This window comes from Pseudomonas sp. RC3H12, assembly GCF_018596375.1.
Taxonomy (GTDB): domain Bacteria; phylum Pseudomonadota; class Gammaproteobacteria; order Pseudomonadales; family Pseudomonadaceae; genus Aquipseudomonas.
In genome coordinates this window covers 2,706,386-2,728,173 of record NZ_CP075595.1, presented here as the reverse complement: position 1 = coordinate 2,728,173, position 21,788 = coordinate 2,706,386, and the positions used below count along the sequence as shown (strand labels likewise).

Here is a 21,788-nt window from a genome sequence, read left to right as displayed (position 1 = left end):
ATCCTTGCGGCGGTGTGTCACTCGGTCGGGTCGATGCTGTTGGCCAGGCTCAGGCTGCGATTGCCAGGCAGCAGCACGTAGCTGTAGGAGCGGCCTTTCTTGAGGAACAACTCGTCGAAGCTGGCCACTTCCTGACCGCCGACATAGGCGGCGAAGTCGATCTTGATTTCGTTGACCATGCGCGCGCCAGTCTGGCCCTTGCTCAGGGCCTTGACCACCTCGTGCTTGCCGTCGGCGGTGCGCAGCGTGGCCTGGGCCGGGGTCAGGTTGTAGAAGGCCACCTGGGCCTTCTTCGGCTCGTTCACATACTGGTCGGCAATGAGCTGCAGTTGCTTGCCGTCGTACACCACGGTGCTGGCGGCGTTGGCCGCCAGGGTCGGTTCGATGGCCGTGGCGCCGATGCCGATCCTATGTACCCCGGCCGGCACGAAGCGGTAGCCGCTGAGCTGCCCCGGGGCGACCTTCTGCGCATTGAGCTTGCCGCTGAGGGCCACGTCGATGCTGTTATCGGACAGGTTGAGCACGCGCACGAAGGCCGAGTCGGCCGGGGCCACGGCGTCGTACAGGTCGGCATTGCCTTCGGCGGCCAGGGCGATGTGGCTGGCGGCGCTCAGGGCCAGGGCGGTGAACAGGGGCGAAAGCTTCATCAGGTTCTCCTTGGGACGTCAGAAATGCGCGGGCTGGGCGTCGCGGGCAAGCGCGCCTGGGCGATGGGCAAGCAGGGTGCGCAGGGGAAACTCCCAGATCACGGTGTCGATCTGCGGGTTGTGCAACTGGTCGCTGGTGAGGAACTGGTTCATCGCCTCGAACGGCCCACGGGCCTCTACGGCGACGGACAACAGGTCGCGGTTGAGCGCTTCCTTGAGGAAACCGACGAAGTTCCAATCGTCGATCTTGCTGTAGCTGGTGCCCACCAGCAGCAGGCTCTGCGCCTGTTCGGCGAACAGCTCGTCACTGCCCTGTGCGGCCTTGAGGGTTTCGTACAGTTCGATCGGATTGCCGCCGAACTGTGGCGCCAGGCGGGCATGGTCGAACTGCAGGTAGTTCATCAGGTCGCCCTTGACCGTCTTGTCGCCGGCCTTGTGCGAGACATACACCTGGTCACCGAGCAGGCGCGGGCGCTGGCGTGCCAGTTCATAGGCCGACAGCCGCGCGCCGTCCGGGCTCCAGTGAGTGTCGGACTTGAGGAACAGGCGCGGACCGGCCAGGTTGCGCAGGTAGGCGTCACGCAGCGGCACCACATCCAGGCGGCGCAGTTGCAGGTCGGCGACGAAGAGGTCATAGAGGCTGGCCACCCGTGGGTCGAAGGCGCGCTCGGCATGGGTGGCATAGATATCCAGCTTCATCGGCAAGGGCAGCAGCACCAGATGCTTGCCGTGCTCGGCCAGTTGCTGCTCGACCTGGGCGATCTGCGCCAGCTGGCTCGCCAGGTTGGCGTCCAGGTCGTTGGGCACGCGGTACTCCTGGCTGGTGTAGAGCCAACCGTCCTTGCCCAGCACCACGCCCTGGGTGCCCTCGCCGAACAGCTGGAAGCGTGCGTCGGCCCACAGTTGAACCGAGGGTTCGCGCAGGAAGAAGCGCTTGTCGTAGACCTGCTCGAACTTGCGCAACAGCTTGCCGTCGACGAACAGGTTCCAGCTGTCGGTCTGGGCGCGGGCGAAGCTCAGCACTGGCGGCAGCGAGTAGACGAACATCGCCGCCAACGTCAGGGCAAAGATCACACCGTTGGCCTTGCTGGCCGTCTTCATCACCGGGTACACGGCACTCTCCTAGAACTGGAAATACAGGAACGGCGAAAACGAACTGGCCGCCAGGCTGCTCAGCGCCAGCAGAAAGCCCGCCCACAGCACCAGGCTGTGCAGTACCCCGACATGACGCATGAAGTAGCCGTCCTGGTTGCCGGCGTAGAAGCGCACGTTGTTGATCCCGGCCAGGATCAGCCAGGCGACTGCCACCAGGGCGAAGGCCATGGCCATCTTCGAGGCGCCGAGCACGTACAGCTCCAGCGAGCCGAAGCCGTTCAGGCCCAGCAGCGCCCGGTAGATGTCGAGGCTGTGGCGCAGGTCCATGGTGAAGAACAGCGGCATGCTCAGGATGATCAGCAGTGCGGTGCGCAGGTTGCGGCCCAGGCGGTACGGCGTGCTGACCTTGGTGGCCAGGCCGAACTTGCGCTCCAGCACCATGCCGATGCCGAAGAACAGCCCCCAGCAGATGAAGGCGAAGCTCGCCCCGTGCCACAGGCCCGACAGCAGCATGGTCCACACCAGCGCCGGCAGGGCGCCGGCCACGCGCTTGCGCACCAGGGGCATGTAGACGTAGTCGCGCAGGAAATGCGCCAGGGTCATGTGCCAGCGCGACCAGAACTCGGTGATGCTTTGCGACACATAAGGCTGGTTGAAGTTTTCCGGGAAGCGGAACCCCATCATCAGCGCCAGGCCCAGGGCCATATGGCTGTAGCCGGCGAAGTCGAAATACAGCTGCAGCGTCGACACCACCAGGCCGAACCAGGCATCGCTGAACTGCAGGCTGCCTTCGCCGATGAACAGCACGTTGATCGGCGCCAGGCGGTCGGCAATCAGCACCTTCATGATGAAACCGAGCATGAACCGGCACACGCCCAGCGAGAACAGCTCCAGCGAGTGGCTGCGCTGGCGCAACTGCGGGGCCAGCTGGCTGTAGCGCAGGATCGGCCCCGCCACCAGGTGCGGGAACAGTGCGACGAAGGCGGCGAAGTCGATGAAGCTGCGCGTGGGCGTGGCGTCCTTGCGGTAGATGTCGACGATGTAGCTCAGCGCATGGAACACATAGAACGAGATGCCCAGCGGCAGGAAGATGTTCTCCAGGGTCCAGGTGTCGATGCCCAGCGGCGCCAGCAGCAGGGCCAGCATCTCGGCGCCGAAGTTGGCGTACTTGAAGTAGCCCAGCGTCGCCAGGTTGCCAGCCACGCCCAACCACAGCAGGCGCAGGGCCCAAGGCTTGTCCGCGGCGTCCAGGCGTGCCTTGATGCCCAGGCCGAACGCGTAGTTCCAGGCGGTGATGGCGACGAACAGCAGCAGGAAGTCCGGGCGCCACCAGGCGTAGAACACGTAGCTGGCGGCAACGATCACCAGCGAGCGCCACCGCGGCCGGGCCAGGTAGTAGATAGCCAGGAACAGCGGCAGGTAGAGGAACAGGAATACGTTGGAGGCGAAGATCATGCAGGCCCGTCCTTAGTAGCTGATCACCACGCCGACACTCAGCTGGTAGTCGTCACCGCTGTCCAGCGCGCTGCCTGCGTTGAGGTAGCTGGCGCTGACCAGGGTGTTGACGTCCAGGTGCTTGCCGTCGAGGGCTACCGGGAACATCTTCCAGTAGTAGTTGAGGTCGATCATCTGGCCGACGTTGTCGCCCTTGCCGTGCAGCCCGGCGTTCAGTTCGCTCTGGCGTCGGGCACGGGCATCGGCGGCCATGCGGATCGGCAGCGCGCCGCCCTCGTCGCGCAGGTTCAGCTGGGTCACCCGCAGGTCCAGGGCGCTGCGCGCGGTGGGGCGGGTCTCCAGGGCGAAGCCGTAGTAACTCAGGTTGCGCAGGTCGAGGGCGACGAACGCACTGGTCAGGCGCGTGCTGTACGAGCCCTGGCGGGTGATGCGGTCGGACTGGATCGGGTTGAGCCGGAAGCCGTCGTTGTCGTCGTCCGGCTTGTCGGTCAGGCCGCCGCGCAACGCCAGGCGCGGGGTCCAGGGCAGCGTCTCGAAGCGCTTGCCGACCTCGCCCAGCGCCGCCCAGCCTTTGCTGGCGTGGCCGGTGCGGGTGACGCCGTTGCCGGCGGTGTTGTCCATCTTGCCGTCCAGGGCCGCCAGTTCCAGGTGGTAGTCGGTGGCCAGGGGCAAGTTGTCGCCCTTGAAGAACAGTCCGTAGCGCCAGCCCTTGAAGTCGTAGCGATCGTCGACGTCGTGGTCGCTGCGGTCGTTCTCCTGCATCAGGCGCACCCCGACCTGGTTGTTCGGGCTCCAGCGATAGGTGTACTGGCCCATCAGGTACAGCGTGCGCTCTTCGCTCGCGGCCAGCGAATTGACGTCGGTGTTGTAGTTGTGGAATTTCTGCCCGAGCGCGACGAATGCGTCGGAGAAGGTGTCCTGATAGTCGAAGCGCACCGACTCCAGGCTGTCGTCCCACCAGATGCCGTAGTCGTCGGCGAAACGTTGGCGGCCGAACGACAGCGAGAAGCGCGGGTCGTCGCCGATCAGGTTGCGCTTGACGTACAGCTCGCGCAGTTCGGCGTACCAGCCCTCGGGTTGTTCGCGGGCATTGTTGTTGGTCGACTCGTTAGCCAGGTTGCTCGACTGGCTGGAGTCGTAGTTCAGCCACAAGCGGCCATAGACCATCCACCTGGCCCAGCGCTTTTCCGGCGAGTACCAGGCGAACGACGGCTCGTAGCGCAGGCTGTAGAAACTCTCGCGGTCGCGGCCGACCTGGGAGTCCTGCGGCCCGTAGCCGGTCTGCAGGGTGAGCTTGTTGAAGAACTCCGAGGTGATCACCGGCTCGCTGCCGTCAACGGTCGCGACGCGTATCGGCGCGCTGCTGTCGGCCTCGGGGCCGGTGACTTCCTCGGCTGCCAGCACCGTCAGCGGCGCCAGGGCGAGCAGGGCGCCGAGCAGGGGTGGGTGCGCTTTCACAGGGTGGGCTCCTTCAACAGATCGTTGCGCACGGCCAGGGCGCGCTCGATGTCATCCTTGGGCAAGGTCTTGTCCAGCCGTTTGATCAGGCCACGGGCGCGGGTCTCGCCGAGGTCGAGGGCGATGCGGGCGTAGGTGTAGGCCTTGACCGGGTCGTGGCAGATGGCCCGGCCGCGCAGGTGCACGGTGGCCATGCGGTACCAGGCGGCGGTCGAGCCTTGCTCGGCCTGTTGTCGCCAGATGGCCAGGGCGCGCTCCTGGTCGGGCTGGTCGAGGCCGCCCTTGCTGTACAGATCACCCAGGAGCAGGCGGGCGTCCGGGTAGTGGGCGGCGATCAGCTCGTCGATCAGTGCATGGGCCTTGTACGGGTCCAGGGTCAGCCAGTTATTGACCATGTAGAACTGGGCATCCAATGCCTTGGCGCGGGTCGGGTCCTTGGCCCTTACCTGGGTGATCAATGCCTGGGCCTGCTCGGCGTTGTGCTCGGTGGGGTTGGAGATCATGAAGTTGGCCTTGGCCACCAGCGCCGGCAGGTAGCCACGGGCGACGGCGTTGTCCAGCCAGCGCTGGGCCTCGGCGATGCCGTCGGCGCGCAGCTGGTCGTCGGCCTTGTCGCGGGCCAGTTGCTCGGCCGTCGGCTCGACCTTGGCGCCCATGGCGCGGCTCTGGCGCTGCTCGCGTTCGGCGTCCAGTTCGGCGCGGGTGGTGCCATGGATGCTGTCCAGCAGCGCGCCGATGCGCTGTACCACCTCCACCGGCAGGCTGGTCATCTCCGGCTCCAGGCTGCGGGCGAAGGCGAGGAAGGCCGGGTCCTGGCGCTCGCCGAGGAAGCGGTAGTAACGCTCGATGCCGCGCGGGTCGATGCGTGCCGCCTGCTGGTACCAGCGCTCGGCCGCGGCGCGGTCGCCCTGGCGCTCGGCGACCACGGCGCGATACAGCTCAGGGCGGCAGTTGAGCAGGCAGCTCTGTTCGTACAGCGCCAGCAGTTCAGCGGCTCGCTCGCCGGGGAACAGCTGCGGATAGACCAGGAACACCTCCAGGCTGGTGCTGGTGCTGCGCGGATCACGGTCGTTGGGGTAGCGGGCCAGGGCCTGGCGCACCCATGCTTCGTGACTGCGCTGCAGGCGCGGGGTGCGGTCGAGCAGGCGTGCCAGCGAGGCCAGCGCCGGGATCTGGCCGTGGCCGTCGGCGAAGGCCTCCTGGTACAGGCTCACGATGTCCTGGCGGCTGGCACTGTCGCTGTTGGCCAGCACATCGCCAAGCAGTTGCTTGGAGGCCAGGTCGCCACGCTCGGCGAGGGCGCGCAGGTCGCTCGTGACGTCGGCGCCCGGGTCCTTGTACAGCGCGTAGCGGATCTGCTCCAGGCTCTGCCCGGCCCAGACGCTGCCGGCGCAGACCAGGCCGAGGCCGGCCAGCAGCAGGCGCGGGGCGTTCTTGGCGTTCATGACCGGCCCTCAGTTGCCGCTGCCGAACGGCAGGCCCAGGTACAGGTCCACCGCCACGGCCTTCTGGTAGGCCGCCGCCGGCAGCGGGCTGTCCGGCTGGATGGTCAGCGCCAGGTTGTGGTTCAGCTCGTCGGAGCGGGCGTCCACCACCTTGCCGCTGAAGTGCTGGTCGAGGCCGAACACCTGCATGTCCACCGAGCGCACGCGGCTGACATCGGCGAGCTTGTCGAACGGCACGTTGGCGCGCACGAACATGGCCTCGCCCTTGGGCAGCAGGTGCATCATCGGCGCGGCCTTGTAGCCATAACCATCCAGCGGTTGCGATGGGTACCAGACCTGGCAGTCGCACGGGCTGTTGATCACCGTCTCGACGCTGGCGCGGCCCAACAACGCCTGCAGGTCGCCCGGGGCGAGGTCGGCCAGGGCTTTCATGTCCGCCGGGCTGGTGAAGCTGGTGGCCAGCTGGGTGGAGATGTTCGCCAGTGGCTGGCCGGCCTGCACTTCGCTCGCACCGGCGGGCAGCAGGTACTTCACGTAGCCGTTGTCCGGCATGCTGATGACCTGGGCGTTGCTGGCCACCGTGGCCTGCAGTGCCGGGATGCGGAAGAACAGCAGGTAGCCCTTGTAGCCGACGAAGCCCAGCGCGGCCAGGCCAGCGGCGGTGTACAGCGCGGTGCCGGCGATGGCCTTGAGGCGCTCGCCCGGCGTGCGCGCGCGGGCTTGCTGGTGCTTGCGCGCCTTGATGTAGTTTTCCCGCTGCATCACGTTGAACAGGCCGTTGATGTCGGCAACCTCGCCCGACAGGTAGGCGCTGATCAGGTAGCGCAGGATGTCGCGTTTTTGTGCGTCGAGGTCGACGAATTGCGCGCCGACCTCCTTGCCGCGCTGGGAGACGATGCGCACCTTGCCTTCGATCGCCAGGTCGACCTGGTTCAGACGCAGCTGGATCGACGCGTCGTACAGCGCGCCGATGGTCAACGGCGCTTCGTGCAGCAGGCCGATGCCGCCGAGCGAGATGTCGGCAAGGTCCGCTTCGAATGGCTCGCCCACGGCGCCGCGCAGGCGTACACGGGCGTTCATGCGGGTGCGCACGTACTGACGCTCGTCGATGGCTTCGTGGACGATGTTGGCCGGGGCCGCGGGGGTATTGGAAGTACTCATGTGCAGGCGCCTTTCCTTAACGTTGCGTGAGTTCTAGAAGCACGGTGATGACCCCGAAGAAGATGGCGATCGAGGAGCACAACATCGCCTTCGAGGACCAGCGGTTGAGGCTGGCGTCGAAGTCGACGCTGCCGGTGGCCAGGGTGGTCTTCTGCCGCGTCCAGCGTTGCTGGTCCATGTGGAACATCGCGTAGACCTTCATCAGCGAACCGACGATCTGGTTGTAATAGAGAACGAAGGGGTACATCGGGCTGACCGGGTGCCCGGCGAAGATGAACAGCACGGTCACCAGGCTGCGCGAGAGCAGCACCCAGAACAGGTACACCAGCAGGTACTGGATACCGAACACCAGGCCCGCCACCACCGAGGCGGTCAGGCCCATCAGGCAGGTCCACATCGACACCCGCTGGTCGAGCAGCACGTACAGCGTGAACAGCCCCAGGCGCGCGCGGCCGAGCAGGGCAGTGGCGCGGAAGTTCTGCCGCAGCGAGTTGCCGTACCAGCGGAACATCAACTGGCGGGTGGCGACCCAGAAGCTGTCACTGGGTGGGTGCTCGACGGTCAGGGTGTGGCTGTCCGGCACGTAGAAGGTGTCCCAACCGGCACGCATCAGGCTCAGCCAGCTGGACTTGTCGTCGCCGGTGAGGAACTGGAAGCGTCCCAGGCGCCAGTGCTCGAGGAAGTCCGCCTCGACGTCGCGGATGAAGGCCGGGTCGGTCATCACCCCGGCGCGGAAGAACGACAGCCGCCCGGTCAGGGTCAGCACCCGGTGCGACAGGGCCATCGAGCACATGTTGATGTGCCGCTGCACGAAACGCATCGAATGCCACTGGCGCATCCAGCGGCTGCCCTCGACCTCACAGAACTCGTTGGTGGTCAGGCCACCGACGTTGGGCAGCACGGCGAACAGCTTGACCGCCCGCTCGACGCAGCCGGGCAGCATCATGGTGTCGCCGTCGACCACGCCGACCACCGCGTCCTCCAGCGGCATCTGCCGCGACAGGGCACGGAAAGCATGGGCCAGGCCATCGCGCTTGCCGGTGCCGCGGGCGCGGACGATGACCAGGCGGATGTCGTCGCGGCCCTGCACCTCGTCGTGCATGATGTCCTTGATGAACTGCTCGTCACCTTTCTCGACGATCGAGGCGATAACCGTGCACGGCACCTTGAGTCGTTGCACCTCCTGGAATACCGATTGGTACACCTTGAAGGTGGTGTGGGTGGGGATGCGAAAGCTGGTCACCACCATGAACATGTGCGCTGGCAGTGCCGCGTCGCCCAGCCGCTCGACCCGGCGGCGCAGGCGCGGGAAGCGCCAGTGCAGGAAGTACATGCCGCGCAGGTAATGGACGATGGCGTTGCCGTAGCGCCACATGCCCAAGGTGCCGATGATGAAGATGAACTGGTGGTGGTCGGGGTCCAGGTACTGCGGCGCGACCATCTGTGCGGCCAGTGTGATCAGTCCGGCGAGCAGCGCCCAGGCGCAGAAGGCGGCGGCTGCGCGCAGGTAGCCCGGGGCCGCGTAGGGCCGCTGTTGCTGTCGTTCCATGGCGCTGTAGCTCCTTGGGGTCGGGGCCCGCCGCGACGGCGGGCGTCGGCGGGCCTTACCAGCAGATGCCGTGGTGTCGGGCGTCGCTGCCGCCGGTCATGAAGCCGACCAGGTCGATCACCGGCTTGCCGGCGTCGAGCGCCTGCACGAAGCGTTCGTCGTTGTTGCCCAGCACGATCACCTCGGCTTCATCGATCACCTGTTGCAGGTCGCTGCGCAGCAGGGCGCTGACATGGGGGATCTGTTGCTCGATGTACTGGCGGTTGGCGCCGAACTGCCGTGCATGCTCGACGTTGGCGTCGAAGATGCGCAGTTCGTAACCTTTCCCGATCAGTTGCTCGGCCAGGGTCACCAACGGGCTCTCACGCAGGTCGTCGCTGTTGGCCTTGAAGGCCAGGCCCAGCAGGGCGATGCGGCGCTTGCCGGCCTGGGTCACCAGGTCGAAGGCAGCCTGCACCTGGCTGCGGTTGCTGGCCATGATCGAGCCGAGCAGCGGGTGCGCCACGTCAAGCTGGCTGGCGCGGTAGGTGAGGGCGCGCACGTCCTTGGGCAGGCACGAACCGCCAAAGGCGAAGCCCGGGCGCAGGTAGTAGCGCGACAGGTTGAGCTTGTAGTCCTGGCAGACCACGTCCATCACTTCGCGGCCATCGACCCCCGAGGCCTTGGCGATGTTACCGATCTCATTGGCGAAGCTGACCTTGGTGGCGTGCCAGACGTTGCAGGTGTACTTGATCAGTTCGGCGACCTCGATCGGCTTGCGGATCACCGGGGCATCCAGGCCCTGGTACAGCGAGGCGAGCAGGTCGCCGGAACGGCTGTCGAGTTCGCCGATCACGGTCATGGCCGGGAAGTCGTAGTCCTGGATCGCCGTGCTCTCGCGCAGGAACTCCGGGTTGACCGCCACGCCGAAGTCGCGGCCGGCCTGCTTGCCCGAGGCCTGCTCGAGCAGCGGGATGACCACGTTCTTCACCGTGCCCGGCAGTACCGTGCTGCGCACCACCACGGTGTGGCGGCTGGCCTTGTCGCGCAGGGCCGCGCCGATTTCGCGGCACACCGCCTCCATGTACACCAGGTCGAGATCGCCATTGGCCTTGCTCGGCGTGCCTACGCACAGCAGCGACAGCTCGGTGGCGAGGATCGCCGCCTGCACATCGGTGGTGCCGCGCAGGCGCCCCTGACGCACGCCGTCGAGCAGCAGTTGCTCCAGGCCCGGCTCGACGATGGGCGAGCGGCCCTGGTTGATCATGTCGATCTTCGCCTGGGCGACGTCCACCCCCAGCACCTGATGCCCACGTGCCGACAGGCAACCGGCGCAGACCGCCCCCACATAGCCAAGTCCGAAGATACTGATGTTCATAGATCCCTCTCCCCAGGCGCGGCGCAAGGCCGGCCGAGATACTCAGTTCAAGAAGTTATGCAAATGCCAGACGCGCAGGATCAAGCCGCGCTAGATAGGTAGCGGTGCAGGCTGTTTCGTGGTGGTCTTTTTACATCCTAAGGAGTTTTCTGATAGTGCGGCAAGTGTTGTTGGTTAGTTTGTTTGGAATTTTCTGAAAGTTTGCATTGTTAGTTAAAAAATCCTTTAAAAACAGAGAGTTAAAGTTTGATGTAAGTTAGGCGTCAAAAAAATGATTATCTAATTGGTGTCGACATAATGGCGTCAAAACGGTGGTTTTCCGTGATTCTTGCGGTGGATTGTTTCGCACGGTTTCTGCTGGCCGATTAATGTCATTCAGGTTTTTTTCGTGTGGTCCGCCATCGCCGGCAAGCCTCTTGCGCGGGCGATGCAAAGCCTGCAGACGGCAGTGCTGAACCCACTTTGATGGCCTGTCTTCTGTCCCCCTGATTCAGGGCGTGGCGCAATGATGGCTTGCAACGATTGGATCCAATTGGCATAGTGCCGGACGATTGTGCAGACATTCACTCGGGTGCGGGATGCACCCGTCTTCCATTCATGCAAAGGAGGCAAGCAGATGAACGGATTTGGTCCGCGACTTAGAGAAGAGCGCGAACGCCTGGGGCTGACCCAGCGCATTTTTGGCGATATCGGCGGTGTCGAGCCCAACGCTCAGGGCAAGTACGAAAGCGGCGAACGCACGCCACGCATGGACTACCTCGCGGCGGTGGCCAGCCGCGGCGTGGATGCGCTGTATGTGCTCAGCGGCGTGCACACCCCTGCGCCCCTGGACAGCCTGACCTCGGATGAGAACCGCCTGCTAGGCGCCTTTCGCCGCCTGCCGTCGGCCGACCAGGCTGCGGTGTGGCACCTGCTCAACCGCCTCGCGGGTGAAGAAGGTGGCCATGAAGGGCTGCGCATGCGCCGGCCTGACCGGCAGGCATATTTCCATGACGCTTTGCGCTAGGTTCGTTGTGAAAAATTTTGTTAAGGTGGCGGGATCCAATCGCCCCACTGACGAGGTGTCTGCTTGATTAGGGTCCTGGTGGTCGACGATCACGATCTGGTGCGTACCGGCATCACACGCATGCTGGCCGACATCGACGGGCTGCAGGTGGTGGGGGAGGCGGACTCTGGCGAGTCCGCCCTCAAACTGGCTCGCGAGCTCAAGCCGGACGTGGTGCTGATGGACGTGAAGATGCCAGGGATCGGTGGCCTGGAGGCCACGCGCAAACTGTTGCGCAGTCACCCGGACACCAAGGTGGTCGCGGTGACCGTGTGCGAGGAAGATCCGTTTCCCACCCGCCTGTTGCAGGCGGGGGCCGCGGGCTACCTGACCAAGGGCGCCGGGCTCGACGAGATGGTCCAGGCCATCCGCCTGGCCTTCGCCGGCCAGCGCTACATCAGCCCGCAGATTGCCCAGCAGCTGGCACTCAAGTCATTCCAGCCCCAGGGGTCGCCGTTCGATGCGTTGTCCGAACGGGAAATACAGATTGCGCTGATGATCGTCGGTTGTCAGAAGGTGCAGATCATCTCTGACAAGTTGTGTCTGTCACCCAAGACCGTCAATACTTACCGTTATCGGATCTTCGAAAAACTCTCGGTCACCAGTGACGTCGAACTGACGTTGCTGGCCGTCCGCCACGGTATGGTCGACGCAAGTCTGTAAAGCACACCTCATGTCACAACCTTTTGATGCAAGCGCGTTCCTGGCGACCTGCAGTGGTCGCCCGGGCGTGTACCGGATGTTCGACGGCGACGCACGCCTGCTGTACGTGGGCAAGGCCAAGAACCTCAAGAAACGCCTGGCCAGCTATTTCCGCAAGACGGGGCTGGCGCCGAAGACGGCTGCCCTGGTGGGGCGCATCGCCCAGGTCGAGACCACCATCACCGCCAACGAAACCGAGGCGCTGCTGCTCGAGCAGACGCTGATCAAGGAGTGGCGGCCGCCCTACAACATTCTGCTGCGCGACGATAAGTCCTACCCGTACGTGTTCTTGTCCGACGGGGAGTTCCCACGCCTGGGTATCCACCGTGGCGCGAAGAAAGCCAAAGGCCGCTACTTCGGTCCGTACCCCAGCGCCGGCGCCATCCGCGAGAGCCTGAGCCTGCTGCAAAAGGCGTTCTCGGTACGCCAGTGCGAGGACAGCTACTACGCCAACCGCACCCGCCCGTGCCTGCAGTACCAAATCAAGCGCTGCAAGGGGCCATGCGTGGGCCTGGTGGCGCCCGGGGAATACGCCGAGGACGTGCGTCACTCGGTGATGTTCCTGGAGGGCCGCAGCCAGCAGCTGGGCAACGAGCTCAACGCCGAGATGGAAAAGGCTGCCATGGCCCTGAACTTCGAGAAGGCTGCCGAGCTGCGCGACCAGATCGCCCTGTTGCGCCGGGTCCAGGACCAGCAGTACATGGAAGGCGGCTCCGGTGATGTCGACGTGGTGGCGGCTTTCGTCAACCCGGGCGGCGCCTGCGTGCACCTGATCAGCGTGCGTGGCGGGCGGGTGCTGGGCAGCAAGAACTTCTTCCCCCAGGTGGGCATCGAGGAGGAGGTGGCCGAGGTCATGGCCGCGTTCCTTTCCCAGTACTACCTCGGCAACGCCGAACGCGAACTGCCGGGCGAGCTGATCGTCAACGTGGTGCATGACGACTTCGCCGCCATCACCGAGGCGGTACAGACCTTGCGCGGCCGCGAACTGAGCATCAGCCACCGGGTGCGCGGCACCCGGGCGCGCTGGCAGCAACTGGCAGTGACCAACGCCGAGCAGGCCCTCAACGCCCGCCTGGCCAATCGCCAGCACATGGCCGCCCGCTTCGAGGCGCTGGCCCAGGTACTGGGCCTGGACGAAGTGCCGCAGCGCCTGGAGTGCTATGACATCAGTCACTCCAGCGGCGAGGCCACCGTGGCCAGCTGCGTGGTGTTCGGCCCGGAAGGTCCGCTCAAATCCGATTACCGGCGCTTCAACATCGAAGGCGTGACTGCCGGCGACGACTACGCCGCCATGCACCAAGCGCTGATGCGCCGTTACGGGCGGATCAAGGACGGCGAGGGCAAGCTGCCCGACGTGCTGCTGGTGGACGGCGGCAAGGGCCAGCTGAACATGGCCCGCGAAGTGATGCAGGAGCTCGGCCTTACCGATCTCACCCTGCTCGGCGTGGCCAAGGGCGTGACCCGCAAGGCCGGTTTCGAGACGCTCTACCTGAACGACGTGGCCCACGAGTTCACCCTCAAGGGCGACTCGCCGGCCCTGCACCTGATCCAGCAAATCCGCGACGAAGCCCACCGTTTCGCCATCACCGGCCACCGCGCCCGGCGCGGCAAGGCCCGGCGCACCTCGAGCCTGGAGGACGTCGCCGGGGTAGGGCCCAAGCGCCGCCGCGACCTGCTGAAACATTTCGGCGGCCTGCAGGAGCTCAACCGCGCCAGTGTCGACGAGATCGCCAAGGCCCCCGGCATCAGTAAAAAGCTTGCCGAGTCGATTTATGCCAGCCTGCATAGCGAGTAGAATGCCGGGTTCAACTCGCAGCCAGTCGTACCGATGAATATTCCAAACCTGCTCACCGTTCTACGCGTCCTGCTCATCCCGATCTTCATCCTGCTGTTCTATGTGCCCTATCACTGGAGCTACATGGCCGCCAGCACGGTGTTCGCCATCGCCGCCGCCACCGACTGGCTCGACGGCTACCTGGCGCGTCGGCTGCAGCAGAGCACCCCGTTCGGCGCCTTCCTCGACCCGGTGGCCGACAAATTGATGGTCGCCGTGGCCCTGGTGCTGCTGGTGCAGGTGCACGCCAACTTCTGGCTGACGCTGCCGGCGGCGGTGATCATCGGCCGCGAGATCGTGGTCTCGGCGCTGCGCGAGTGGATGGCCGAACTCGGCGCCCGCGCCCATGTGGCGGTGTCGAACCTGGGCAAGTGGAAGACCGCCGCGCAGATGCTGGCGCTGGTGATCCTGCTGGCCAACCCGCCGCTGCTGACCTTCTGGGTGGTGCTGGGCTACGGCTTGCTGCTGGTGGCGGCGGGGCTGACCCTGGTGTCGATGGTGCACTACCTGGTGGCCGCCTGGCCGCACCTGCGCGAAGGTTCGGAGCAGAAGTAAAAGTTTTTTTGAATCAAGGGGTTGACGCCGTTCTGTAAATCGCTAGAATGGCACCCATCACGACGCGGGAATAGCTCAGTTGGTAGAGCACGACCTTGCCAAGGTCGGGGTCGCGAGTTCGAGTCTCGTTTCCCGCTCCAAATATTGGCTCAAAGAATTCTTAGAATTCTTTGAGCTCTCGAAAAAAGACGCTTCGGCGTCTTTTTTCGTTCTTGTCAAAGCCATCTGCCGGCTTTGCTGTCAATCAATCAGCCAACCCGGATCACCCTCGACCAAGGTTCCGCCATGGCTGGTGGTGTCTCCCTCCCTTGCCGCCGGTTGGCCTTCGATGATCGTGCTGCCAGCACCGGTTTCGATGATAGCGCCACAACTGATTCGGTCGCCGACGCGTGCTATTGCCCTGCCATCCACGAATGCTGCGCTTGCGCCTGTTTCTACGGTGCCTTCGCCATGGATAGGGCAACTATGACGATGGCCTACGAGTACGATGGGTTTCATTTGCAGTTTCCTTTTTTTGGTTGAACAGGGGCTTGCTCGAAGGCCTCTGGTGGAGGCGGTGCAGCCCGGACATTGAAGAGGCGGCATACGCCGTACCAGCAGAGGGCAAGGCCGAGGTTGTAGGGGAACAACACGGCCCAGAACGGCAGTTGCCAGTTCTTCTTGCCCTGCATTTCTCCGGGCTCGCCGGTTCGCCAGGGGGCGTAGTGGCGCCAGGCTTCTGCCGGGGTCAGGCAGATGGCATGAAGCGGTCGGTACCACCAGTTGGGTTCGCCGGGAGGTGGGAGTTTGGCTGGGCCGTGGTTCATGAAATGGCGAAGGTATTCCCAGACTTCGGCGACGTGTTTGATGTCGGATTCAGTGGGTTCGTTGCTGTCGACCCATAAGCAATCTTTTTGGTGCAGGCTGCCATCCTCCCTAGGTGGGGCGAAGGCGAGTGCATAACTGGTGCTGAAGGATGAGCCACCGAATTCGGTGCGTTTGAATACTCCCCCGTGGACCTTGTTCCAATCAAAGACTATAAGTTTTTTGCCGCGCTGGTAGTAAATTTTTTTGGCTGATCGGCTGAAATAGAAGTTTGAAAGTTTTTTGATAAAGTGGATTCTATAAGCGAGGAATGGTGTGAATATTAGTGGTGCAAATATATATTGCATTACGGAGTGGGTGCGTTCTAGTAGTATGGCTTTGTATTCGGGGTCTGCAATGTCGGGATAGAGGTAAAGAGTCAGGGCTAGTGTCATGGCAGTGTATAGTTTTGCCATGAATACAGAGTCGGATACCCACGGATTTCGCAAGGTTAATGTATTTGTGGATAGATTTTCTAGCTGTCCAGTAATTGCTGGCTTGTGTCCGGAGTTTGAACTGTTATTGAATATCCATATAACTGCCATGATTAGCGCTCGAGACGAAAAATTGAGTTAACCTCATTTTCTTCATTCAAGCCTTGATTGGAGCTATAGGCTAAATGCAGTGAGGCATGTTTTTTGTTGTGTATCGTGTTCTTGAAATTCAGAATTAAGCCGGCGCCTGTGACGTAGCAAACAGCGGCAAGTGGAAAGACGACCATTTCACCGTCTTCACGAAGGGTGCTCAAGCTACCTGACCATTCGCTTGTGCCTAAGATGAAACCCGGTAGGAATACTGTGAATTCAACGGTGGGTTGTGTGGTGGTGACTTCGTTATGGGTGATGGCGGTCCAGTTTGCTGGCGCCCAGTAATTATTTTCATGCCAACCGCTGTCGACTCCGGTTATACCAAAGGATTGCGCTTCTTCTGCGGATATTAACCTTGGTCTGTAATGCTCATCGTGCCAGGTTTTAAGTTCGTCTTGCAGAGAGGGGAATTTAGGAAGTTTTTTTTCATGGTCCAGAACGATTTCGGGATGCACCTCTCCATCGTTTTTACGATTGCCGAATATGCTCCTTGCTGCCCACAGTTCGATAGGGGTATGGAGATGTTCATACGATTTGGCGTGAAGGTATAAGCCACCAGCGATGATCACTGCTCCCAGGAGTACAAGCGCTGCCGCGCCCCACCCGGCAAAGGGTACAACTGACGTAACTCCCGCAACCGCGAGCCCACCCTCTAGTACTAGAATTGAGCCTGTCGCGACAGCGCTTCCGCCATAAAGTGTCAAGTCAGATGCTTCAGCGTTACCATTTAGTTTCTGTCTTTTGGATTTTTGAAAGTCTGAAGCGAATCCTAGAAAAATTGCAGGGTAACCGGATAATCGTGCGAACAGATTGCTCCCCAAAAACTTGATCATTCCATTACCAAATGCCATCCCCGGCGCCGTCGCACTCAATCTCAGCATCACGGCTTGCTGCGTTTTCCTCACGCTAACCAATGTCGCCGCCGCCGCACCGATCACACCGGAAATCGACGCCGCAAACCCGGCGGTGTATTCCGGCGCATTGCTTTTCTGCAGGCTGTTGTAAGCCGTCTTCAGCGAGATCACGTTGAACCACAGCATCCCGGCGTTCAAACCACCGCCCCCGCCTGAGGTAAGCAACCCGAGCAAGCTGGGTTTAACCCGCGCAGTAGTGGTCAACTCAACCGCCACCGTCCGATTGCCCGAAATACGCAGCTGCTTCATTTCCTCAACCTGCGCCATGCCGCTCTTCAAATACCGCTCCACCTCCTGGCTGAACGGGTTTTCCCGGATGGCCTGGTCGGTGATCTGGTAACGCGCCGCCAACAGCCCCAGCGCTTTCTCGGCATTGGCCTCACGCGCCGCCAGCAGTACTTGCTGACGCAGGGTATGGCTGGCGTCCCAGCGGGTCTGGCCACGCAGGCGTTTGAGCACCACGGCGTTGACGGACTGGGCCGTGAGATCGGTGATGTCGGCAATGGCCGGAAAACGCCCGGCCAGTCCTTCGATGACATTGTCGCCACCACCCAGCACACTGCCGGGCGCATCGGCTTTGTCCTTGAAGGGATTGAACGGCGCCAGGGCGGTGTAGAGCGGGCTGTCGTGCCGGTCCAGCCACTGTTCCAGGCGTTTGAAGCGCGGGTCTCGGTCTTCGGTACCGGGTGTCGGCTGGCCCATCGGGTAAATCAGCAGGGCAAGGGAGATTTCCAGGCCACGGGCCGAGATGCGTTCGTCGCGGTCATAGCACGCCAGTGCGGCGGCGAGGCTGTAGGGGTCATCGATATGCGCAGCTTCGGCCGTGGCCAGCCACGCGTCGTGATCATGACTGGCTTGCAGGGCAAGGTTGCGCAGGCCTGCAATGCGCTGCTCCAGCTCATCACGTTCGGCGAGGAACTGCAGGTATTTGTCGGTATCGATGCGCAGCGCCAAACGCGCACCGTTCGGGGAATAGTCCTCGTGAGTGAGCGCCCGATAACGTGCCTCGGCCGGGGGGAGAGGGCGTCCGGTGCGGGTGGACTGCAGTCTTGTTTCGACCATTTCGGTAGCGGGCATATCCGCCGGGTACATCGTCTCCAGTGTTTTGTTCAGCAACAGGGCGACCAGGTTGCGATGGTGAAAATCGCGGCTCTGCTGGCTGAGCCGTTCGGCATCGAGCTGGTAGCACGCCGGTACGCCTGCCTGCTCGGAGCCTTGCGCGGGCTTGGTGTGTTCGAGCTGCTCGGCAGGTATCAGGTCGTGCAGTTGGTGCTGGTAGGCCGAGACCGACAGGCTCAGGTCCAGGGCCATGCCTTCAGCATCAGCCAGCGCCACCACCACCGGTACTTTCGGCTGGGTGCCGGGATAGTCCCGGGTAATGGCGTTGAGCCTGCCGACGGACAAGGCGGTTGTGGACGCGTGACTGCTCCAGGTCAGGGACATACGCCGGCTTTCCGGTTTGTAGTCTTCGACCCAGTTTTGCAGCGCACTGAGCGGCAGTACATGGGGCTGGGTGGAGGGGGCCTGGTTGCCGGCAATCAGCTCGGCCATGTCCAGCTGGCGCATATGCCGTTTGCGCAGGGCTGCTGAAGCGGTGATGCGGGCAGTCGTGGCGTTGGTCCACAGGTGCGGGCTGTAGCCGATCCACACTTCCTTGGCGGTGTCCGGGCTGGTGTCGGCCCATACCCAGCCCATGCTCTGGCTGGACAGGTAGCGTTCGCGCAAGTGGTAGCCTTCCAGCCCTTGGTAGCGCAGCTCCTGGTAGCGTCCTTCGCCGTCGTACTCATGAATGACCAGCTTTTCGCCCTGGGGGCCTTTCATGAACACGTAGATGTAGCCGGGGCGCAGGGTGCGCAGGGTGTAGGACGAGTGCTGCAGCGGGGCGAAGCCTTGTTCCAGGTTGAAGCCTGCGTCTGCGTAGCGACAGGCAGGCGCATCGCCCGTACGCGGGACGATGGCATAGCGCACCGGCAGGATGGGCACGCGTGGGCTGCAGGCGGGGCCGGAGGTGGCGCTGCCGGCGGCAGTATCAGTCATGGTCGGATTCCTTGATTTGGACCAGTGTGTGCAGCTCGCGAAGACGGGCCTGGGGCGACTCGTTGAGGTTGGTGTAGATCTTCGTAGCCTGGTCACTGCTCATCAGCCACATGTGCCCGGCCATCAGCCGAATGAACTGACCTGCAGTTTCCTCGTCGCGAAAGTTGAGGGACTTCAGCTGCGGCAACAGGGCTTCAATCCATTTCCTAATGGCGGCTAACGTTTGGGCGGCATGGGGTGGCATGGCCAAGACTTCGTGCGCCAGCGTGAGGATGAAGTGCTCGCGTATACCTGCGTGCAGCCGGTCCAGTTCATGTACGCGAAGGCGCAGCGGTGCTTGCGATATCAGGCGGGCAGTAGTCGGGGTGCGTTCGTGTGTTTTCCATTCATGGGCCGGCCCCCAGTTGACTCGCCAGGCCAGTGACGACACAGGCCCAAGCCAGATGGCGCGATGATCGCCGTCCAATGCATCGAACCAGGCTCCAAGATGATCCGGCTTGAAGTAAAAATTGGCTGCTCCCTGATCCGGGAGCGTGACCTGAGTAAGGCTGGTGAAATGGTCCGCTAGCACTGCGAGGCAAGCTTCGCTATCCAGTGCTATGGCCCCTCCAGCGGGCATCCAGGTGGTGATTGCATGGGCAAGCAGCTCGGGCGCTTCTGAAACGTCGACCAGCAAAGGGCCAAATTCGTGGCGGTCGTCCAGCGCGCTGCGCTTCCATAGCCATGCATGTTGAGTATTTCGGCTGACGTTATTGATGAGGTCGAGTACTGATGGGGCATAGGCCGGCACCAATTCGCCTTCTTGCGGTATGGGCCGATAGGCCCAGTACTCGAGCTCGCGGGTCATGAGCAGCATGAAGCGATAAGGATGTCCGAAAGGTTCGCCGGACAGCTGCGAGGGTGTTGTATTCATTGGACTGGCCCTTTGATACAGCGGCAGTCGGGCAACGGGCAGGTGCCATCGGGGCGTCGCCCGCATAGGCGCTCCAGAGGTTTGCCAGTGATGGGTGCGCTGCTGATGGAAAAGTGATTGGTGCTACCGCTTGGAGATTGGAGCAGGACACCGTTGATGTGTATGGTCGGGCTGTCCAGGGTGATGCCCTTGTCATCAATCCGGATGGAGCCTCCAGGCCCTTGGATGATCACAGCTTCCGCTGTTCGAAGGTCGTAGCGTCGGGTGCGCCTGCGGATTTCCAGTCCCGCCTCCAGCTCAGCATGGCCCTCGACCTGCTGCTCAAGATTGCCGCCGACGCTGATGTGGTGATTGGCTGTGATCCGGTCGTGGCGATGATTGCCGACGGCCTCTATACGGTCTTTGGCGATGTTTATTTTCTGATTTCGCCCTATATCGACAAACGTATCCTGGCCAATCCGGACCCGCTCATCATTGCCCACCGTTTGGCTGCGGTCATGCCCGATACTGAGCGTCTCGTCATGATCGACCTGTTCACTGCGGTCATTGCCGACGAAAGTGGTTTCGTTGTGTTTGACGACGTTGTTCTGGTCCTTCTGCGCATGGATAAACACCTCCTGCCGGCCCAGCTCATCCTCGAACCGCAGCTCGTTGAAGCCATCGCCCTTGTGGGTCTGGCTCTTGATGGTCATGCGGGTCTTGTGGTCGGGCAGGTCGTAGGGCGGCAACTGGTTACCGCAATAGGTGCGCCCGGTGACCATCGGCTGGTCGGGGTCACCGTTGACGTACTGGATGATCACATCCTGGCCGATACGCGGTATGGCCATCGCCCCCCAGCTGCCACCTGCCCATCCCTGGGATACCCGCACCCAGCAGGAGCTGAACTCGTTGTTGTTGCTCTCCCGGTCCCAGGGAAAGCTGACCTTGACCCGGCCCCATTCGTCGCAATAGATCTCCTCACCGGACGGCCCGACCACGGTGGCCATGTGAGGACCGTCGACGCGGGGCTTTTTGAGCGGAGCAGGGCGCCACTCGGTTCTGCCGGGTACCAGCTGAGCGGTTTGCTCGTAGTGCGTGCTCTGGTCGAGGCCAGCGGCTTCTTCCTGCAGACTGGTGAACTGGCTGCCCTTGTGAACCACGCTGTTCACGCGCCAATGCGCATTTAGATCATCACGTGGGTGGCCTGTGAGCGTGAAGCTGAGCCCAGGCTGCAGCCTTACGTCATCGCCCTGAACTTCCGCAATGCGCACATCATGGCGCAGGGCAGTGATCCGGTTTTCGGTGAACGGTTTGCCCACGGCATCGCGTTTGTAGCGGCCGGGATAGTCGAAGCGCTCGTACTCGGTGGACTGGTGTTCCAGGAAAGGGCCGGAAGCACGGTGTTCCTGGCGATACGCTGGGTGAGTGAAGGTGTAGTCGCGCTGGACCTGTCGCGAGGTTCGTACCTGCTCGCTGTAGCGCAAGCGCCGAAGGCAAGGTGTGGCCTGATCGCCGCCACTTTTGGATTGATAGAGGACGGTGTTGGGGTCGATAACGTCCTCGCCTTCGAAGAAGCCTTCGTCATCGTTCTCGGTGTTGAGCGCGCCATGACTGATCTGTCCAAGGGATTGCAGCTGATCCGTGATGATCAACTTGTGCAGTTTTTCGCTGTGCTCAAAGCGATAGACGAAGCCCTCTTCAGCCGCCAAGCGGGCGATGAAGTCGAGGTCGGTCTCGCCCGCTTGCACACAGAACTCGCGCACTTGGTGGTCCAGGCTCGCGCGAAGCTCGTATTGATCAATGCCCTGGCGCTGAAGCATCAGCTCGAGAATCTGCGGGACGGTCTTTTGTTGGAAGGTGCGCCAGTTCGAGCGCAAACCAGCGCGGGCCAAAATGGGTTCGATCAGTGCGTGGTAGTAAGTGCGATAGAAGCCACTTTCGCCTTGGCTAAAACCACTGACCAAGCCATGTACGTACCGTACGGGTCGTTCACCGTCCCAGATCGTGAACAGCACCGGCTTGTCAAGCAGTTGGCCGAAATCGATGTCGGGTTCGAAGCTGATCAATTCCAGCTCGAGAGTGAAAGGCGCGCTGATTTCTTCCTTGAGTTCAAACGACACCACATCGAACTCGGCATTGCCAACGAGTGGCTCGAAGGTGTACCGCAAATCAGATTGGCTGGGCATCAAAAGTCCTTCCGCCGTCCGAGAGT

17 protein-coding genes and 1 tRNA gene are annotated in these 21,788 nt (G+C 62.7%); 5 read left to right on the top strand and 13 right to left on the bottom strand.

Annotated elements, in window-relative coordinates; all coding sequences use genetic code 11:
* Positions 1–17 precede the first annotated feature (17 nt).
* From KHO27_RS12355 to KHO27_RS12320, 8 genes are read right to left on the bottom strand one after another with little or no spacing between them, the layout of a single operon-like run.
* The gene (locus KHO27_RS12355) at positions 18–647 is read right to left on the bottom strand and encodes an alginate O-acetyltransferase AlgF (protein ID WP_110700697.1); all 630 of its coding nucleotides are present in this window, start codon (positions 645–647) and stop codon (positions 18–20) included.
* Between the two features lie 18 nt (positions 648–665).
* Complete coding sequence (locus KHO27_RS12350; RefSeq protein WP_214501903.1) at positions 666–1,760, bottom strand: alginate O-acetyltransferase; 1,095 nt, start codon at positions 1,758–1,760, stop codon at positions 666–668.
* Positions 1,761–1,769: 9 nt separating this feature from the next.
* Complete coding sequence (locus KHO27_RS12345) at positions 1,770–3,197, bottom strand: MBOAT family O-acyltransferase (protein WP_110700695.1); 1,428 nt, start codon at positions 3,195–3,197, stop codon at positions 1,770–1,772.
* A gap of 12 nt (positions 3,198–3,209) precedes the next feature.
* Complete coding sequence (locus KHO27_RS12340) at positions 3,210–4,655, bottom strand: alginate export family protein (RefSeq protein ID WP_110700693.1); 1,446 nt, start codon at positions 4,653–4,655, stop codon at positions 3,210–3,212.
* The gene (locus tag KHO27_RS12335) at positions 4,652–6,100 is read right to left on the bottom strand and encodes an SEL1-like repeat protein (RefSeq protein WP_214501902.1); all 1,449 of its coding nucleotides are present in this window, start codon (positions 6,098–6,100) and stop codon (positions 4,652–4,654) included. Before KHO27_RS12335 ends, KHO27_RS12340 begins: the two co-directional genes overlap by 4 nt.
* A 9-nt stretch (positions 6,101–6,109) precedes the next feature.
* Positions 6,110–7,261 (bottom strand): PilZ domain-containing protein, encoded by a 1,152-nt coding sequence (locus KHO27_RS12330; protein WP_111532183.1) that lies wholly within the window; start codon positions 7,259–7,261, stop codon positions 6,110–6,112.
* 16 nt (positions 7,262–7,277) lie between these two features.
* The gene (locus tag KHO27_RS12325) at positions 7,278–8,810 is read right to left on the bottom strand and encodes a glycosyltransferase (RefSeq protein ID WP_214501901.1); all 1,533 of its coding nucleotides are present in this window, start codon (positions 8,808–8,810) and stop codon (positions 7,278–7,280) included.
* Between the two features lie 55 nt (positions 8,811–8,865).
* Positions 8,866–10,167: a nucleotide sugar dehydrogenase gene (locus KHO27_RS12320; protein ID WP_110700687.1), complete on the bottom strand. Its 1,302-nt coding sequence runs from the start codon at positions 10,165–10,167 to the stop codon at positions 8,866–8,868.
* A 616-nt stretch (positions 10,168–10,783) separates the two neighbouring features.
* Between KHO27_RS12320 and KHO27_RS12315 the strand changes: the two genes are divergently transcribed.
* The 5 genes from KHO27_RS12315 (at position 10,784) to KHO27_RS12295 (ending at position 14,443) form a co-directional block, all read left to right on the top strand.
* The gene (locus tag KHO27_RS12315; protein ID WP_046855102.1) at positions 10,784–11,173 is read left to right on the top strand and encodes a helix-turn-helix domain-containing protein; all 390 of its coding nucleotides are present in this window, start codon (positions 10,784–10,786) and stop codon (positions 11,171–11,173) included.
* A 63-nt stretch (positions 11,174–11,236) separates the two neighbouring features.
* Positions 11,237–11,875, top strand: a complete 639-nt coding sequence (gene gacA / locus KHO27_RS12310; protein WP_023631421.1) for a response regulator transcription factor GacA — start codon at positions 11,237–11,239, stop codon at positions 11,873–11,875.
* A 10-nt stretch (positions 11,876–11,885) separates the two neighbouring features.
* Positions 11,886–13,709, top strand: coding sequence for an excinuclease ABC subunit UvrC (gene uvrC, locus KHO27_RS12305; protein ID WP_110700685.1), 1,824 nt, complete (start codon positions 11,886–11,888; stop codon positions 13,707–13,709).
* Positions 13,710–13,742: 33 nt separating this feature from the next.
* Positions 13,743–14,303, top strand: coding sequence for a CDP-diacylglycerol--glycerol-3-phosphate 3-phosphatidyltransferase (pgsA, locus tag KHO27_RS12300; RefSeq protein ID WP_038706385.1), 561 nt, complete (start codon positions 13,743–13,745; stop codon positions 14,301–14,303).
* Between the two features lie 64 nt (positions 14,304–14,367).
* A tRNA-Gly gene (locus KHO27_RS12295) sits at positions 14,368–14,443 on the top strand.
* Positions 14,444–14,543: 100 nt separating this feature from the next.
* Here the strand turns inward: KHO27_RS12295 and KHO27_RS12290 are convergent.
* From KHO27_RS12290 to KHO27_RS12270, 5 genes are read right to left on the bottom strand one after another with little or no spacing between them, the layout of a single operon-like run.
* Positions 14,544–14,801, bottom strand: a complete 258-nt coding sequence (locus tag KHO27_RS12290; protein WP_082120393.1) for a PAAR domain-containing protein — start codon at positions 14,799–14,801, stop codon at positions 14,544–14,546.
* Positions 14,798–15,691, bottom strand: coding sequence for a DUF6708 domain-containing protein (locus KHO27_RS12285; protein WP_214501900.1), 894 nt, complete (start codon positions 15,689–15,691; stop codon positions 14,798–14,800). The genes KHO27_RS12290 and KHO27_RS12285 overlap by 4 nt, the downstream gene beginning before the upstream one ends.
* Before the next feature lie 2 nt (positions 15,692–15,693).
* A complete protein-coding gene (locus KHO27_RS12280; RefSeq protein WP_214501899.1) occupies positions 15,694–18,684 on the bottom strand; it encodes a T6SS effector BTH_I2691 family protein in 2,991 nt (996 codons plus the stop codon).
* Complete coding sequence (locus tag KHO27_RS12275) at positions 18,677–19,597, bottom strand: DUF4123 domain-containing protein (RefSeq protein WP_250888445.1); 921 nt, start codon at positions 19,595–19,597, stop codon at positions 18,677–18,679. The genes KHO27_RS12280 and KHO27_RS12275 overlap by 8 nt, the downstream gene beginning before the upstream one ends.
* On the bottom strand, positions 19,594–21,762 hold the full coding sequence (locus KHO27_RS12270; RefSeq protein WP_111532188.1) for a type VI secretion system Vgr family protein: 2,169 nt from the start codon (positions 21,760–21,762) through the stop codon (positions 19,594–19,596). The genes KHO27_RS12275 and KHO27_RS12270 overlap by 4 nt, the downstream gene beginning before the upstream one ends.
* Positions 21,763–21,788: the final 26 nt, after the last annotated feature.

Excerpts from the sequence above, each read along its gene's own strand:
- KHO27_RS12355 (WP_110700697.1), bottom strand. The coding sequence starts at position 647 with ATGAAGCTTTCGCCCCTGTTCACCGCCCTGGCCCTGAGCGCCGCCAGC.
- KHO27_RS12345 (WP_110700695.1), bottom strand. The coding sequence starts at position 3,197 with ATGATCTTCGCCTCCAACGTATTCCTGTTCCTCTACCTGCCGCTGTTC.
- KHO27_RS12335 (WP_214501902.1), bottom strand. The coding sequence starts at position 6,100 with ATGAACGCCAAGAACGCCCCGCGCCTGCTGCTGGCCGGCCTCGGCCTG.
- KHO27_RS12330 (WP_111532183.1), bottom strand. The coding sequence starts at position 7,261 with ATGAGTACTTCCAATACCCCCGCGGCCCCGGCCAACATCGTCCACGAA.
- KHO27_RS12325 (WP_214501901.1), bottom strand. The coding sequence starts at position 8,810 with ATGGAACGACAGCAACAGCGGCCCTACGCGGCCCCGGGCTACCTGCGC.
- KHO27_RS12320 (WP_110700687.1), bottom strand. The coding sequence starts at position 10,167 with ATGAACATCAGTATCTTCGGACTTGGCTATGTGGGGGCGGTCTGCGCC.
- KHO27_RS12315 (WP_046855102.1), top strand. The coding sequence starts at position 10,784 with ATGAACGGATTTGGTCCGCGACTTAGAGAAGAGCGCGAACGCCTGGGG.
- uvrC (WP_110700685.1), top strand. The coding sequence starts at position 11,886 with ATGTCACAACCTTTTGATGCAAGCGCGTTCCTGGCGACCTGCAGTGGT.
- pgsA (WP_038706385.1), top strand. The coding sequence starts at position 13,743 with ATGAATATTCCAAACCTGCTCACCGTTCTACGCGTCCTGCTCATCCCG.
- KHO27_RS12290 (WP_082120393.1), bottom strand. The coding sequence starts at position 14,801 with ATGAAACCCATCGTACTCGTAGGCCATCGTCATAGTTGCCCTATCCAT.
- KHO27_RS12285 (WP_214501900.1), bottom strand. The coding sequence starts at position 15,691 with ATGGCAGTTATATGGATATTCAATAACAGTTCAAACTCCGGACACAAG.
- KHO27_RS12280 (WP_214501899.1), bottom strand. The coding sequence starts at position 18,684 with ATGACTGATACTGCCGCCGGCAGCGCCACCTCCGGCCCCGCCTGCAGC.
- KHO27_RS12275 (WP_250888445.1), bottom strand. The coding sequence starts at position 19,597 with ATGAATACAACACCCTCGCAGCTGTCCGGCGAACCTTTCGGACATCCT.
- KHO27_RS12270 (WP_111532188.1), bottom strand. The coding sequence starts at position 21,762 with ATGCCCAGCCAATCTGATTTGCGGTACACCTTCGAGCCACTCGTTGGC.